Consider the following 15,338-nt stretch of genomic DNA (forward strand, 5'->3'; position numbering starts at 1 on the left):
CCCAACGTCCGTCCCAGGCTTACGCGCGGACCAGCGCGACCGTCGCCTTCTCGCCGTCGCCGACGGTGACCTCCGCGGTCTCGACCGGCTCGCCCGAGGGCGGCTCCGCCACGACGTCGTACGCCGTCGCGAGGGTCTCCCTCGTGATCAGGTCGGCGTGCGTGGTGGCCGCCGCGCGGACCGCGTCGCCGCCGGCGACGACCAGGGAGATCCGGTCCTCGACGTTGAGCCCGCTGTCCTTGCGGAGCTGCTGGACCGCGCGGACGAGGTCGCGGGCGAGGCCCTCGGCGGCGAGCTCGGGCGTGACGACGGTGTCGAGGACGACGAACCCCCCGTGCGGGAGCATGCCTACGGCGATGTCGTCGGTCGCAGCGCCGGCGACCGTGTCCAGGGAGTACTCGCCCTCCAGCAGCTCGAGCCCACCGGCGGTGACGGTGCCGTCCTCGGCCACCGACCAGTCGCCGGTCTTCGAGCCCCTGATCGCTGCCTGCACGTCCTTGCCGAGGCGCGGGCCCGCGGCGCGGGCGTTGACCGTGAGCCGTTGGGTGACGCCGTACCTCTCGGCCTCGGGGTCGTCGCCGGCCAGCAGCCGGACGGACTTCACGTTGACCTCGTCGCGGACGATGCCCTCGAAGCCCCCGATCTCGGTGCCGACGACGGTGAGACCGCCGAGCGGGAGCCGGTTGCGGAGCTGGCGGGCCTTGCGAAGCGCGGAGGTCGCCGAGCAGACGGCGCGGACGTGGTCCATCGCCTCGACCAGCGTCGCCTCGGCGGGCAGGTCGTCCACCGACGGCCAGTCGGCGAGGTGGACCGAGCGGCCGCCGGTGAGGCCGCGCCAGATCTCCTCGGTGGTCAGCGGCAGCAGCGGCGCGACGACGCGGGTGGTGGTCTCGAGCACGGTGAAGAGCGTGTCGAAGGCCGCCTGGTCCTCGTCCCAGAAGCGGTCGCGCGAGCGCCGGATGTACCAGTTCGTGAGCACGTCGAGGAACCGCTGCGTCGCCTCGCAGGCGTCGGCGACGTAGTAGAGGTCCATCGCCTGTGTCATCTCGGCGACGTAGTCACGCAGCTTGGCGAGGATGTAGCGGTCGAGCGGGTCGGTGCTGTCGGTCCGCCACTCCCCCTCGACGCCGGCGCCGTCCTTCGCCGCGTTGGCATAGAGCTGGAAGAAGTACCAGCTGTTCCACAGCGGGATCATCACCTGGCGGACCGAGTCGCGGATGCCCTGCTCGGTGACGCTCAGGACGCCTCCGCGCAGGATGGGGCTCGCCATCAGGAACCAGCGCATCGCGTCGGCGCCGTCACGGTCGAAGACCTCCGAGACGTCGGGGTAGTTGCGCAGCGACTTCGACATCTTGCGCCCGTCCGCGCCGAGGACGGTGCCGTGGGCGATGCAGTTCTGGAAGGCCGGCCTGCCGAAGAGCGCGGTCGCCAGGATGTGCAGGGTGTAGAACCAGCCCCGCGTCTGCGGGATGTACTCGACGATGAAGTCGGCCGGGAAGTGGCCGTCGACGAAGTCGCCATCGGGCCCAGCGAACCAGTCGGCGTTCTCGAAGGGATAGTGGTTCTGCGCGAACGACATGGAGCCGGAGTCGAACCACACGTCGAGCACGTCGCTGACCCGCCGCATCATGCTTCTGCCCGTCGGGTCGTCGGGGTTCGGGCGGACGAGGTCGTCGACGTAGGGACGGTGCAGGTCGGGCCTGCCGTCGGCGTCGGTCGGCAGCCGGCCGAAGTCGCGCTCCAGCTCGGCGAAGGAGCCGTAGACGTCGACGCGGGGGTACGCCGGGTCGTCGGACTTCCACACCGGGACTGGGCTGCCCCAGAACCGGTTGCGCGTGATCGACCAGTCGCGGGCGTTCTCCAGCCACTTGCCGAACTGGCCGTCCTTGATGTGCTCGGGCACCCACCGGATCTGCTGGTTGAGCTCGAGCATCCGCTCCTTGAGCTTCGTCACCTCGACGAACCAGGACGACACGCCCTTGTAGATCAGCGGCTGCCGGCAGCGCCAGCAGTGCGGGTAGGAGTGGGTGTAGGTCTCGCGCCGCAGCAGCACGGTGCCGGGAGTCACGCTGCCGGCCGTGTTGGTCTCGACGGTGGTTGAGGAGGTTGCGCTCTCAGCGGTGGTTGAGCAGGTTGCGCTCTCAGCGGTGGTTGAGGAGGTTGCGCTCTCAGCGGTGGTTGAGGAGGTTGCGCTCTCAGCGGTGGTTGAGGAGGTTGCGCTAGCAACCGTCTCGAAACCCCGCGTCGCCGCCGCGAGGTCGTCGATGATGTGCAGGTTGGCGTCGAAGACCAGCATGCCGGCGTACTCGTCGACCGGCGCGGTGAACCGACCGTCCTTGCCGACCGGCATGACCGGCGCGATGCCCTCGCGGTCGGTGACCTCCTTGTCGATCTCACCGAAGGCGCCGGCGGAGTGGACCAGCCCGGTGCCGTCGGTGGTGGTGACCGCCTCGTCGGCGGCGACGACGCGGAACGCTGCCCCAAAATCTGGCGCTGCACGGCCGAGGTAGTAGCCGAACGGCGGGGTGTAGCTGAGCCCGAGCAGGTCGGAGCCGCGGTAGCGGGCCAGGACCCTGGGCTCCTCGCCCAGCTCCTTCTTGTAGGCCGCGAGGCGCGCCTCGGCGATGACGTAGCGCGCGGTCTCCTCGGTCCCTGGGACGGGCGCCTCCACCACGACGTAGTCGATCCCGGTGCCGACCATGACGGCCAGGTTGCTGGGCAGAGTCCAGGGGGTCGTGGTCCAGGTCAGCAGCTTCGCACCCTCGAGGGGCCCCGCCGTGGTGACGGTGAAGCCGACGGTGACCGCGGGGTCCTGGCGGTCTTGGTAGACGTCGTCGTCCATCCGCAGCTCGTGGTTGGACAGCGGCGTCTCGTCGTTCCAGCAGTACGGCAGGACGCGGAAGCCCTCGTAGACCAGGCCCTTGTCGTACAACGTCTTGAACGCCCAGATCACCGACTCCATGTAGTCGGGCTCGAGCGTCTTGTAGTCGTTGTCGAAGTCGACCCAGCGGGCCTGGCGGGTGACGTACGCGCGCCACTCGTCGGTGTACTTGAACACCGACTCGCGGGCGGCGGCGTTGAACCGCTCGATCCCCATCTCGACGATCTCGTCGGTGGTCTTGATGCCGTTGAGGCGCATCGCCTCGAGCTCGGCGGGCAGGCCGTGGGTGTCCCAGCCGAAGCGGCGCTCGACGCGGCGGCCGCGCATGGTCTGGTAGCGCGGGACGATGTCCTTCACGTAGCCGGTCAGCAGGTGGCCGTAGTGCGGCAGGCCGTTGGCGAACGGGGGCCCGTCGTAGAAGACGAACTCGTTGCTGCCGTTCTCGCCGGCCTCGCGGTTGTCGATCGACGCCTGGAAGGTGCCGTCCTTCTCCCAGTACGCGAGGATCCGCTCCTCGATCTCGGGGAAGCGCGGCGAGGACGGGACCACGCCGTCGTCGGCGGTGGTCACCTTCGGGTAGCGGCCTTCGGCCATCGAGCGGTCTCCTGCGGTTCGTAGGTCGTCGTGTCCTACGAGGACGACATCCCTGCCGCGGTACCACCTCGTTTGCCGGCGCGCGCCGACCACTCGTTGACGGCTGTGACGGGCCTACCCGCCGGGTTCTACTGGGGTCTCGGTTGTTGAGCTGGCCGAAGCCTGTTCTTCCCGGGGCTCGCCGCTGATGACGGCTCAGACGCCTGTGGGGAAATCGTACGGCGTGGTCCGCGCTCGCGCGAACTCGATAGCAGTCATATTCCTTGACATTCATATGACCGCGATGGAATATGACGTCATGAACGGCTTCACCGCCATCGCAGAGCCGACCCGGCGCTCGATCCTCGACCTGCTCCGCACCGGCGAGCGGGACGTCGGATCGCTGGTCGACGCGCTCGACCTGCCGCAGCCGCTCGTGTCGAAGCACCTGCGGGTGCTGCGCGACGCGGGCGCCGTGGAGGTCGAGCTCGCCGGCAAGCGGCGGGTCTACCGCCTCGCCGGGCAGCCGCTGCCCGACGTGCTCGCCTGGGTGCGGCCCTACGTGGAGCTGTGGAGCACCAGCCTCGACCGCCTCGAGGAGGCGCTCGACGAGGACGATTCCTGAGGAGTAGAGATGAGTGACATCGTGACCACCGATCCCCGCATCACCGACCAGATCGCCGCCAACCCGGTCGCCGCGACCCTCACCGAGGAGGACGGCCGCTGGACGCTGACGATGCAGCGCCGGCTGCGCCACTCCCCGGCGAAGGTATGGCTGCTGCTGACCGAGCCGGACCAGCTCGTTCGCTGGTCCCCGATCGTGCCCGACCGTGCCTTCGACTCCGTCGGCCCGGCCACCGCACGCGAGAATCCCGGCGACGACGACGCGGTCGACGCCGAGGTCCTCGCCGTCGACCCGCCCCGCGAGCTCGTCCACCGCTGGCGCGCCGACGTGCTGCGCTGGACGCTCGAGCCTGCCGGCGGCGGCACCCTGCTCACCGTGCACCACACCTTCGCCGACCGGGCGAGGACCGGCTCGTACGGCGCCGGCTGGCACATCTGCCTCGGCGCCCTGGCCGCCCTCGACGCCCATGGGTTCGACAACGAGGACGCGCCGCGGCGGGTCGTGGGCGGGGCCTCCCTCGACTACGGCTGGCAGGACCTCCACGACGCGTACGCCGCCGCGCTGGCCTGAGCGCCTGCCGGGCGTGGTGTATCTGCCGGCGTAAAGGGCTCTCATCTCCGGGCGACGTGACTCGGGCCGTCGGACCCGAAGGAGAGTCTCATGTCCAGCATCATCACCTCGCGCGGCGTACGCGTGGTCGCGGTCTCGGTCACCTCGCTGATCCCGGCCTCGCTCGTCTACGCGATCCAGACCGACGCGCTCGCGGCCGCGAAGCTCACCCCGACGACCGTCACCATCAAGGCCGAGCAGGTCGACCTGTCCGGCACGGTCAGGAGTCCGAAGAAGGTCTGCAAGAACAACCGCAAGGTCTTCCTCGTGAAGCAGAAGGGCGCGAAGTTCGGCGGCGACGACAAGGTCATCGCGACCGACACCACCGAGCTGAAGAAGGGCGTCGGCGTGTGGCGCACCGGCAACACCGGCATCGAGGGCAAGTTCTACGCCAAGGTGAAGAAGACCTCGAAGTGCAGGGCGGCGGTCAGCAAGACCGTCGTGGCCGAGCGCGACGACTAGCGACTGTTCAGGAAGTCCTGCAGCCCGGCTAGGTCGTCGGTGTTGAGCCAGTCGACGCCCGCGTCCAGCTCGGCCTGCCAGACCCGCTCCCGCCGGGGTGCGTCGACGTCCGGGGTGTCCCAGAACCGGACCGTGTAGCCGCGGGCGTGGGCGTCGTCGACGATCCGCTCGAGCCGCCGCTCGCCGAGGAACGGGCCGACCCCGCGCCACAGGAACGTGGTCTTCCAGTCCTCGCTCACCATCGCGACCAGGCTGCTCGGCAGGCCGTCGTCGAGCTCGTCGAGCCGGGCGTCGTAGAACGACCTCCGCACGGTCGCCGCCTGCATCGCGGCGAGGTCGCGGTTGCCGGAGATGACGGCGGTGACCGGACCCCGACGTACGGCGCCGTCGTCGTACGTCGTGAACAGCCCGGGGAACGCCGCGAGCTTCTGCTCGATCACCGGCCAGGTCGAGGCGACGTCCGACTTCACGTCGATGAGCAGCTGGAAGCCGTTGCGCCAGCCGGGATAGACCGAGCCACCGCTCGCGGCCACGCGGTCGGCGAGCGGCTGCAGGTAGTACGCCGTCAGCGTGCGCGACAGGTCCGGGGCGTCGTGGCCGAGGTAGAGCTCGCCGTCGACCAGCCAGACGTCCGCCTCGACCGAGGTGAACCCGTGGTCCAGCGCGTCGAGCAGCGGCCGCGTGTGCTCGTAGTCGTTGTGCGCGTGGGCGTGCGCGAGCGGACGGACCGCCGACGCGGAGGCCGGAGCGCTGCCCGGATCCCGGCCCGGATCCAGGCCCGGAGCCGAGGCCGGCTCGGCCGCCCGAGCGGGAGCGACCAGTCCGAGGAGCAGCACGGGGACGGTGAGGAGCGCGACCGAGATCCGCATGTGGCCACGCTGCCGCGCACCGGCGGGCGGCGGAAGACACGCCGATGGACGAGCGGATGAACGGTGGTTATCCGGTTGCCCGCCCGGCGTCGTACGGCGTTGGCTGGGAGCCATGAGCGACATGTGGCTCCCCAGGGACGAGGACCCGCGCAGCTACGGCTCCCCCGTCCACGAGCTCGAGACCTACCGCGAGTACCTCACCAACTACCGCCTCACCCTCGAGCTGAAGTGCCAGGGCCTCACCCCCGAGCAGCTCGCGACCCGGAGCGTGCCGCCGAGCAACCTCAGCCTCCTCGGCCTGGTCCGCCACATGGCCTCGGTCGAGAACGGCTGGTTCCAGCGCCTCAAGGGGGGTGAGCGCACCGCGCCGCACCCGTACGCGGACGACAGCGACCCGGACCACGACTTCAACGGGGCGGCCGGCACCCAGGAGTGCGTCGACGACGCGTTCGCCACGTGGAAGGCGGAGATCGCCGCGGCCGACGCCTGGCTCGAGGACCAGACCGACGACGGCCTCGCCGAGATGGTGCCGCTGCGCGGCGACAACAAGGCGAGCAGGCGCGACATCCTGGTGCACATGATCGAGGAGTACGCCCGCCACTGCGGCCACGCGGACCTCCTCCGCGAGTGCATCGACGGCCGGACCGGCCAGTGATCACTCTCAGGGGAGACCTCTAGACTTCTCCGCCGTGACTTCCGCTGCCTGGGGCTTCGGCCTGACGACGTACGCCGCCGACGCTGGATCGAATCTTGGGGAGATCCTCGACGTGTGGTTCCCCGCGCCGGCGCTGGGCGGGAAGCCGGACGGCGCGGAGGCGCCCGCCGAGCTGCTGGCGCTCGAGGGCAGCGACAAGGCCCGGCGGGTCGAGACGCGCGTCGAGCTCGTCGAGATCAAGGACCTCGACGCCGCACCGGCGACGACCGCCGACGTGTGGCTGCGGCTGCACCTGCTCTCCCACCGCCTCGTCATCCCGAACTCCGTCAACCTCGACGGCGTCTTCGGGCTGCTCACCAACGTCGTGTGGACCAACCTCGGCCCGTGCTCGGTGGAGGGCTTCGAGCTGACCCGGGTGAGGCTGAAGGCCGCCGGCATCCACGTGACCGTCTTCGGCGTGGACAAGTTCCCCCGGATGGTCGACTACGTGGTGCCCTCCGGCGTACGCATCGCCGACGCCGACCGGGTCCGCCTCGGCGCCCACCTCGCCGAGGGCACCACCGTGATGCACGAGGGGTTCGTCAACTACAACGCCGGCACCCTCGGCACCTCGATGGTCGAGGGCCGCATCGTCCAGGGCGTCGTCGTCGGCGACGGCTCCGACATCGGCGCGGGCGCCTCCATCATGGGCACGCTGTCGGGCGGCGGCACGGAGCGGGTCAGCATCGGCGAGGGCTGCCTGCTCGGCGCCAACGCCGGCATCGGCATCGCCCTCGGCGACAACTGCGTCGTCGAGGCCGGGCTCTACGTCACCGCCGGCACCAAGGTGACCCTCCCCGACGGCTCGGTCGTCAAGGCCAAGGAGCTGTCCGGGTCGAGCAACATCCTCTTCCTCCGCAACAGCCAGACCGGCGCCGTCGAGGCGCGGGACCGGGTCGGCACGGGCATCGAGCTCAACGCCGCCCTGCACGCGAATTGACCCGCGGGCCCGCCGCCGTACGCCGATGAGGAAGCTCGGCATCGCCGTCGTCGTGATCGCCATCGTCGCCGCGGTGCTCGTCTTCGCGCTGCGGAAGGCGACGCACACGATCGACCGGCTGCTGCCCGACCCCGAGAGCTGTACGGCGACGGTCAGCGGCCACACGGCCGAGCTGCAGCCCGAGCAGGCCGAGAACGCCGGCCTCATCACCGCCGTCGCCGTGAAGCGCGGCCTGCCCGCCCGGGCCGCGACGATCGCGCTGGCGACGGCCATGCAGGAGTCGAAGCTCTTCAACCTCACCGACGGCGACCGCGACTCGCTCGGCCTCTTCCAGCAGCGGCCGTCGCAGGGCTGGGGCACGAAGGCGCAGATCCTCGACCCGGTGCACGCGACCAACGCCTTCTACGACGCGCTGGTGAAGATCGACGGCTACGAGACGATGGTCATCACCGAGGCCGCCCAGGAGGTGCAGCGGTCCGGCTACCCCGAGGCGTACGCCGAGCACGAGCCCGACGCCCGCGTCCTCGCCTCCGCCCTCACCGGCTGGTCCCCGCACGCCTTCTCCTGCCGGCTCGACGACGCCGACCCCGGGTCCGGGCGGCCGCGGATCCTGCGCAAGGAGCTGCGCAGCTTCTTCGGCGCACACCTCGACAGCGCCGTCGTACGCGGCCGGCAGGTCACCGTCACCGTCCCCGCCGGCGCGCACGGGACCAACACCGGCTGGGCGGCGGCCCACTACGCCATCGCCCAGGCGGACCGGCTCGGGGTCAGCGCGGTGGAGTACGCCGGCCGGCGCTGGTCGACCGGCACGAGCGCCTCGTGGCACACCGACGGCACCGCCGACGCGCGCCGGCTGGTCATCACCATGGCCTGACCGACGCCCTGGGCGCAGAGGTGACCGCCCCGGTTGCCCCGACCGGACAGGATGTGGGGCGTGCAGCGCCTCTCTCCCCCGCCCGACCGGACCGTACGGCGCCGGCAGTGGCCACCCCGCTGGCTGCGCCGGCTCCGCCGGCGGGTCCCGCTCACCCGCCGCGGCCGCTGGGTCGCCGGAGGAGCGGCGGGCGGGGTGGTCCTGCTCGTCGTCGGGCTCACGGTCCGGACCGGCGGGCTCGGCGACGGCTTCTTCGGCCTGCTCAGCGGCGACGAGTGCGCGGCCACCGCGGCAGGCGTACGCACGACCCTCGACCTCGGCCAGGCGCAGCGGGCGGGCCGCATCGCCGCGTACGCCAACCGGCGCGGGCTGCCCGCCCGGGCGGTCACGGTCGTGCTCGCCGTCGAGCTCACCGACCACGACCTCGAGCGCCGGGCGGCGCGGGCCGTCCGGCTGTACGGACGGCTGGCGGGCGTCACCGGCTACCGGAGGCTGCCGGTCGCGACCGTCGCCGCGCGGGTGGGTGGCGGCTCCGCCGACAGCTACGCCGACCACGAGGACGACGCCCGCGCTCTCGCCTCGGCGCTGACCGGCAACTCGCGCGCCGCGTTCACCTGCCGCGTGGACGACGACCGGGAGCCGGCCCCCGACAGGCTCGGGCCGGACGGACTGGTGCCGCGTGCGGAGCGGGTCCGCAGCGACCTGCACTCGGCGTACGGCGACCTGCCGCTCGGCGGCTTCGCGCCCGGCGGTGTCCGGACCGGCCACATGGAGGGCTCGGCGCACTACGAGGGCCGCGCGATCGACGTCTTCTTCCGGCCGATCTCGCCGGCCGACAAGACCCGCGGCTGGGCGGTCGCGTCGTACTTCGTCTCCCAGGCCGACCGGCTCGACATCGCAACCGTCATCTTCGACGACCGGATCTGGACCTCCGAGCGCTCCGACGAGGGCTGGCGCGACTACGACCCGCCCGAGCGGTCGGGCGACCGCAGGATCCTCGAGCACCGCGACCACGTGCACGTGGACGTGGCCGACTGAGGTGCAGAACCCGGCTCGGCGCTCGGCTCAGGCGGTGAGACGCTCGACCGCGGCGTCGATCCGCTCGTCGGTCGCGGTGAACGCGACCCGGACGTGCTCGCGACCGGCCGTGCCGTAGAAGTCGCCGGGGGCGGCGAGGATGCCGCGCTCGGCGAGCCAGGCGACCGTGGCCCAGCAGCTCTCGCCAGCCCCCTCTGACTGACGCCGTGCCCATAGGTAGAGCGAGGCCTCGGAGTCGTCGATGGCGAAGCCGGCGTGGGCGAGAGCCCGCTCGAGCCTGGCGCGGCGGGCGGCGTAGAGCGCGTGCTGCTCCTTGGCGTGGGCGTCGTCCTCGAGCGCGGCCACCATGGCGACCTGCTGGGGGCCGGGCATCTGCAGGCCCAGGTTCTTGCGTACGGCGAGCAGCTCGCCCACCACCGCCGGATCACCCGCGACGAACGCGCACCGGTAGCCGGCGAGGTTGGAGCGCTTGGAGAGCGAGTGGACGGCGAGGATGCCCTCGAACGAGCCGCCGCAGACGCTCGGGTGGAGCACCGAGAGCGGCTCCGCCTCCCAGGCGCACTCGATGTAGCACTCGTCGGAGACCAGCAGGGTGCCGCGCTCGCGGCACCAGTCGACGACCTTCTTGAGGTGCTCCAGCGGGAGGACCCGGCCGGTCGGGTTGGACGGGCTGTTGATCCACAGGATCCGCGGTCTGCGGGGGCCGATGGCGATGAGGCTGTCGCTGGTGAGCGTGTCGGCGCCGACGAGCGCCGCCGACACCTCGTAGGTCGGGTAGGCGAGCTCCGGGTAGACCACCAGGTCGCCCGGCCCGACCCCGAGGTGGAGCGGCAGGCTGGCGATCAGCTCCTTGGAGCCGATCACCGGCAGGACGGCGTCGAGCCCGAGACCGGTCACGCCGTGGTTGCGCGCCAGCCAGTCGATCGCCGCCTGCCGGGTCGCGACCTTGCCGATCGTGACCGGGTAGCCGGGCGAGTCGGCGGCGCCCTTGAGGGCGTCCTGCACGACCTGCGGCGTCGGGTCGACCGGCGTACCGACCGAGAGGTCCACGATGCCCCCGGGGTGACGGCGTGCCGTCTCGGCGTACGACGTCAGCTTGTCCCAGGGGAAGTCGGGGAGCCTCTCGGAGACGTTCATCCGAGCGTCAGCTGTCCTGGTTCTGCGGCTCGAGGGAGGCGATCAGCGGGGCGTCCTTGTCGATCTCCCCCATCTTCGCCGCGCCACCGGGCGAGCCGAGGTCGTCGAAGAAGTGGACGTTGGCGTCGTAGTAGTCCTTCCACTGCTCCGGCACGTCGTCCTCGTAGAAGATCGCCTCGACCGGGCACACCGGCTCGCAGGCGCCGCAGTCGACACATTCGTCGGGGTGGATGTAGAGCATCCGCTTGCCCTCGTAGATGCAGTCGACGGGGCACTCATCGACGCAGGCCCGGTCCTTCACATCGACACATGGCTGCGAGATGACGTAGGTCATGCGGGTCCTCCAGTTCAGAGGCCCTCTGCCGGTCTCGGGGGCAGGCAGAGGGTCCTGCGGGTCACGGTAGAGGACCAGCCTAGTATCCCCGCGTGCCCGAACATCTCCTGGGACCGCATGTCGTCGGTCGCCGCGTGGTCGTACGCCGGATCGTGCCCGGCGAGACCGGCCCGAGCGGCGGCCCCGCGTACGCCGACGTCCTCGGCGTCTGCCGCTCCTGGAGCGACGGCGTCGCGGTGCTGGAGCGCGAGTCCGGCGAGGAGGTGGCCATTCCCGTCGAGGAGATCGTCACCGGCAAGCCGGTGCCTCCACGGGCGTCCGTGCGGGCCCGGGTCTCCGCCCGGGATGCCGAGCTGCACACCGCGGGGCTCTTCCCCCGCGTCGAGGTCCACCCCCTCGGCGAGTGGTCGATCAGGTGGGAGCCGGAGGTCGTCGGGCGGCTGCGCAGGCGGGCCAACTCGTGCCTGGCGATGGGCCCGCCGGGCATGCCGCTGCCGGCCGCGCTGGAGCGGGTCGTGGAGTTCTACACCGCGCGCGGACGCCGGCCGATCGTCCAGGTCGAGCAGGGCTCCGAGGTCGAGGACCACGTGCGGGCCGCCGGCTGGGAGCCGATCCACGGCGACGCGCTCTTCCTGCTCGCCTCGGTCGCGATGCTCGGGCGGCAGCTCCGGCCCACGGCCGGGCTGACCCGGGTCGAGACCGACGGGCCGCGGGTGCTGGCCACCGTCCCGGGCCCCGGGATCGCTGCCCGCGCGTTCGGCCGCGCCTCCCTCGACGGCGACTGGCTCGGCATCCACGACGTGCTCGTCGACCCCGCACACCGCCGGCAGGGGCTGGCCAGGGAGGTCATCGCGGCGCTGCTCGAGTGGGGCGCCGAGCAGGGAGCACGCACCATCTGGCTGCACGTCGAGACCTCCAACGAGCCGGCCCGCGCACTCTACGACTCCCTCGGGTTCACCGAGCACCACCGCTGCCGCTACTACGAGAGGCCGAGCTGAGCCGGTCGCGGCAATCGGGTTCGCGGGTCGGGGCGGCTCGTCCTAGGCTTGCCCCGGCGACCGCGAGGAGTGACGACCCTCGGCCCCGGTGATCCGGACCCCGCGAGCGGGCGCCCGCGCGTCACGGCGTACCGACGAGAGGTCGGCGACCAGCCGGCGAAGGTGTGGTGGCACCGCGACCTGGCCCCCGCCCACACCTCCAGGGCTCCACTACCTGGAGGAAGCATGAGAAAGACAGATCGCACCCTCGCCGCCGAGCTCGCCTCTGCGCTGCCCGGATCGACCGTGACCCTGCGCGGCCACGTCCACCGCCGTCGCGAGCTGGCGGCGGTGACGTTCCTGATCGTCCGTGACCGGTCCGGGCTGGCGCAGGTCGTGGTCAAGGACGGCCAGGCGCTGCCACCGGAGGAGACACCGGTCCAGGTCACCGGCACCGCGACGGCCAACCCGCAGGCACCCGGCGGCGTGGAGGTCGCCGGCCCGACGATCACGCCGCTGGCGGAGCCCGCGGAGACGCCCGCGGTGGAGCTGTGGCGGCCGAGCCTCGAGGCGAGCCTGCCGGTGCTGCTCGACCACGCCGTGACGGCCTGGCGTCACCCCGCCCAGCGGGCCCGGTGGGAGCTGGCGGCGGCCAGTCTGCGCGGCTTCCGCCGTACGCTCGACGACCGGGGCTTCACCGAGGTGCACTCCCCCAAGATCGTCGAGTCGGTGACCGAGTCGGGCGCCAACGTGTTCGAGCTCGACTACTTCGGCCGACCGGCCTATCTCGCCCAGAGCCCGCAGTTGTACAAGCAGCAGCTGGTCGGGATCTTCGAGCGGGTCTACGAGGTCGGCCCGGTCTTCCGGGCCGAGCCGCACGACACCGTCCGCCACCTGGCGGAGTACGTCTCGCTCGACGTCGAGCTCGGCTTCGTGCGCGACCACCACGACGTGATCGCCGTGCTCCGCGACGTCGTCGCGGGGATGGTCGCCGGCATCGAGGAGTACGCCGCCGGGGCGGTCGACCGGCTGGGGCTGACGCTCCCCGTCGTACCCGCGGAGCTCCCGGTCGTGCACTTCCGCGACGCACTCGCGATCGCCGGCGCACCGGCGGACGAGCCCGACCTCGCGCCCGCCCACGAGCGGGCCCTCGGCGAGTGGGCGCGGGAGGAGCACGGCAGCGACCTCGTGGTCGTCGAGGGCTACCCGACCGCGCACCGCGCCTTCTACAGCCACCCCGACCCTGCCGACCCGCAATGGTCGCGCAGCTTCGACCTGATCTTCCGCGGGACCGAGCTGGTGAGCGGTGCGCAACGACTGCACAGGTACGCCGACTACGTGGCCGCGCTCGAGAGCCGAGGCTATCCACTGGAGCCGTACGCGGCGTACGTCGACGCGTTCCGTCAGGGCATCCCGCCGCACGGCGGCTTCGCCATCGGGCTGGAGCGCTGGGTGTCGCGGCTGGTCGGCGCCGCCAACATCCGCGAGGTCACGCTCTTCCCGCGCGACCTGCACCGGCTCGCGCCGTGACGTCACCCGGTCCTGCAGATCACGTGGTCCTGCGGGATGTAGGTGGTGTGGAACTTCTCGGTCTTCACGACGGCCGAGGAGCCGGGCCTGTGGAAGTAGCGCCACACGTCGATCGAGAAGCCGTCGGCCCCGGAGGTGTCCTCGCAGTTGCCGTCGGTGATCGTCTGCGTCTTGTACGCCGTGAACGCGTAGCGCGGGCCGGTCCGCGTAGTGATGTCCCAGTGCTTGGTCGACCACATCGAGACGGTCACCGAGCCCTGTGACGACGGCGTGGACGGTGTGACGGTGGCGTGGACGAGGACGCCGTACGGCGTGTCGTTCCTGAACCTCAGGTCGACGCTCGGCCACGCCACCGTCGCCTCGCGACCGATCGGGTAGCGGTCGATGTAGAGCGAGTGCGGCTTGTGCTCGACGTCCTCGAGCCCGGCGAAGAACATCGCGTTGAACGTCGTCGTGGCGAGCTGCGAGACACCGCCGCCGTAGTCCTGCCGGAAGATGCCGTTCTGGATCGTCCAGCCGGTGGTGAAGCCGTTGGCGGCGGTGCGCTCGCCGACGATGCCGTTGAGCGAGAAGGTGTCGCCCGGCTTGAGCACGGTGCCGTCGATGAGCTCGGCGGCGCGGCCGATGTTGACGTTGCGGTACTCCGCGTAGGGGAAGTGCGTCGTGAACTCCGAGACCTTGCGGCGGATCCTCAGGGCCCGGGCCTCGGCGGTGGTGAAGTCGGGCTCTGCCACCGTCGACCTCACCTTGGTCCACCGGTGGCCGTCCTTCCAGGTCACCACCTTGAGGAAGACGTCGGCGACGTCGTCGAGGTCGTAGCTGACCCCGGGCTTCGCAGGGATCACCCTCGGCTTCCCGCCGACCAGCCGCACGGTGGCGTCGACCGGTGCGCTCCGGTCGCTGGACAGCCCCTGCGCGATCACCGTGCGCAGCTTCGCCCGGTCGAGGACGGGCACGAGCCGGTCGCCCTTTGGCACGAGCGTGAGGGCGCCGGCGTACTGCCGCGGCGCGATCCGGACCGGCGACCTGCCGAAGACCAGCGTCACCGGCGCGCTCATCGCGGGGTTGGCGAAGTCGTCGACCGCCTTCTCCACGGCCGCGTCGTCGATCGCCGGAGGCACGTCGTGGAGCCCCACCTCGACCCGGCGGTCGCCGGTGGAGAGGTACGCCGAGCGGAGCGCGGCGGCGAGCTCGTCCTCGTCGACGCCGCGCCCCATGACGGGATCGGTGACCTTCACCCGCGCGGCCGCGAAGGAGACGGCGCCGTCGACGGCGACGCGTCCCGCCCGCTGGTCGATCCGTCTGGCCGTCGCGGCGAGCTTGGCGGCATCGACGTCGACGACCGGCTGCAGGTCGGAGCCGTCGGTGTAGTGGTCCCACAGCGTGCGCGGGTCCCAGCTGCGCCCGGTCGCCCCCGATGCGACGGTCGCGGCGGCGTCGAGCGAGAGGCCCGCGGCGGCCGGGTTCACCTTCACGGCCGTGCCGCCGCCGAGCACCGTGACCGGCTCGGCCATCCGGTCGGCGAGTCCGGCCCGGAGCGTCCGGGCCGCCTGTGCCGGCGTACGGTCGCCGACGTCCACGCCCGCGACGCGGGTACCGTGCGGAAGCCTGTCGCTGGCGAAGTGGTACGCCGCGAACCAGCCTCCGCCGACGAGCAGCGCGAGCGCGAGGAGGACGACCACCACGGCCTTCCCGCCGGGTCGCTCCTTGCGCTCCTCGGCTGCCCTCGTCCGGCCGTCCGGACCGGCGGGGTCGGTCGTCATGGGCAGAGCGTAGGCGGAACCACCCGCCCGGA

14 protein-coding genes are annotated in these 15,338 nt (G+C 71.7%); 9 read left to right on the plus strand and 5 right to left on the minus strand.

What is annotated here, in order from left to right:
* Window positions 1–19: 19 nt before the first annotated feature.
* Window positions 20–3,475: an isoleucine--tRNA ligase gene (ileS, locus tag ABLE53_RS03955; protein ID WP_348857357.1), complete on the minus strand. Its 3,456-nt coding sequence runs from the start codon at window positions 3,473–3,475 to the stop codon at window positions 20–22.
* 274 nt (window positions 3,476–3,749) lie between these two features.
* Here ileS and ABLE53_RS03960 point away from each other — a divergent pair, with 274 nt between their 5' ends.
* The 3 genes from ABLE53_RS03960 (at window position 3,750) to ABLE53_RS03970 (ending at window position 5,150) form a co-directional block, all read left to right on the plus strand.
* Window positions 3,750–4,079: an ArsR/SmtB family transcription factor gene (locus ABLE53_RS03960; protein WP_348857359.1), complete on the plus strand. Its 330-nt coding sequence runs from the start codon at window positions 3,750–3,752 to the stop codon at window positions 4,077–4,079.
* Between the two features lie 9 nt (window positions 4,080–4,088).
* Window positions 4,089–4,649 carry an SRPBCC domain-containing protein gene (locus ABLE53_RS03965; RefSeq protein WP_348857361.1) on the plus strand — a complete coding sequence of 187 codons (561 nt, stop codon included), beginning with the start codon at window positions 4,089–4,091 and terminating at the stop codon, window positions 4,647–4,649.
* A 90-nt stretch (window positions 4,650–4,739) separates the two neighbouring features.
* Entirely contained in the window at window positions 4,740–5,150 is a 411-nt protein-coding gene (locus ABLE53_RS03970) for a hypothetical protein (RefSeq protein WP_348857363.1), read from the plus strand.
* On the opposite strand, the gene ABLE53_RS03975 is transcribed toward ABLE53_RS03970, so the two are convergent.
* Entirely contained in the window at window positions 5,147–6,019 is an 873-nt protein-coding gene (locus tag ABLE53_RS03975) for a phosphatidylinositol-specific phospholipase C/glycerophosphodiester phosphodiesterase family protein (protein ID WP_348857365.1), read from the minus strand. The genes ABLE53_RS03970 and ABLE53_RS03975 overlap by 4 nt on opposite strands.
* A 112-nt stretch (window positions 6,020–6,131) precedes the next feature.
* On the opposite strand from ABLE53_RS03975, the gene ABLE53_RS03980 reads away from it, so the two are divergent.
* Genes ABLE53_RS03980 through ABLE53_RS03995 form a run of 4 tightly spaced genes read left to right on the plus strand, consistent with a single transcriptional unit; the run spans window position 6,132 to window position 9,565 of the window.
* The gene (locus ABLE53_RS03980; protein ID WP_348857367.1) at window positions 6,132–6,674 is read left to right on the plus strand and encodes a DinB family protein; all 543 of its coding nucleotides are present in this window, start codon (window positions 6,132–6,134) and stop codon (window positions 6,672–6,674) included.
* A 34-nt stretch (window positions 6,675–6,708) separates the two neighbouring features.
* The gene (gene dapD / locus ABLE53_RS03985) at window positions 6,709–7,653 is read left to right on the plus strand and encodes a 2,3,4,5-tetrahydropyridine-2,6-dicarboxylate N-succinyltransferase (protein ID WP_348857368.1); all 945 of its coding nucleotides are present in this window, start codon (window positions 6,709–6,711) and stop codon (window positions 7,651–7,653) included.
* 25 nt (window positions 7,654–7,678) lie between these two features.
* Complete coding sequence (locus ABLE53_RS03990; protein WP_348857369.1) at window positions 7,679–8,527, plus strand: hypothetical protein; 849 nt, start codon at window positions 7,679–7,681, stop codon at window positions 8,525–8,527.
* A gap of 60 nt (window positions 8,528–8,587) precedes the next feature.
* A complete protein-coding gene (locus ABLE53_RS03995) occupies window positions 8,588–9,565 on the plus strand; it encodes a VldE C-terminal domain-containing protein (RefSeq protein ID WP_348857370.1) in 978 nt (325 codons plus the stop codon).
* Window positions 9,566–9,592: 27 nt separating this feature from the next.
* Here the strand turns inward: ABLE53_RS03995 and dapC are convergent, their stop codons facing one another.
* Both dapC and fdxA read right to left on the minus strand, forming a co-directional pair.
* Complete coding sequence (dapC, locus tag ABLE53_RS04000; protein ID WP_348857371.1) at window positions 9,593–10,702, minus strand: succinyldiaminopimelate transaminase; 1,110 nt, start codon at window positions 10,700–10,702, stop codon at window positions 9,593–9,595.
* A gap of 7 nt (window positions 10,703–10,709) precedes the next feature.
* Window positions 10,710–11,036, minus strand: coding sequence for a ferredoxin (fdxA, locus tag ABLE53_RS04005; RefSeq protein WP_348857372.1), 327 nt, complete (start codon window positions 11,034–11,036; stop codon window positions 10,710–10,712).
* Between the two features lie 92 nt (window positions 11,037–11,128).
* Between fdxA and ABLE53_RS04010 the strand changes: the two genes are divergently transcribed.
* A complete protein-coding gene (locus ABLE53_RS04010) occupies window positions 11,129–12,034 on the plus strand; it encodes a GNAT family N-acetyltransferase (RefSeq protein ID WP_348857373.1) in 906 nt (301 codons plus the stop codon).
* Window positions 12,035–12,259: 225 nt separating this feature from the next.
* Window positions 12,260–13,543, plus strand: a complete 1,284-nt coding sequence (gene aspS, locus ABLE53_RS04015) for an aspartate--tRNA(Asn) ligase (RefSeq protein ID WP_348857374.1) — start codon at window positions 12,260–12,262, stop codon at window positions 13,541–13,543.
* Between the two features lie 2 nt (window positions 13,544–13,545).
* Here aspS and ABLE53_RS04020 read toward each other — a convergent pair whose 3' ends face one another.
* On the minus strand, window positions 13,546–15,306 hold the full coding sequence (locus ABLE53_RS04020; protein WP_348857375.1) for a VanW family protein: 1,761 nt from the start codon (window positions 15,304–15,306) through the stop codon (window positions 13,546–13,548).
* Window positions 15,307–15,338: the final 32 nt, after the last annotated feature.

Origin of the sequence: Nocardioides asiaticus (genome assembly GCF_040049175.1) — a bacterium.
Taxonomy (GTDB): Bacteria; Actinomycetota; Actinomycetes; order Propionibacteriales; family Nocardioidaceae; genus Nocardioides; species Nocardioides cheoyonin.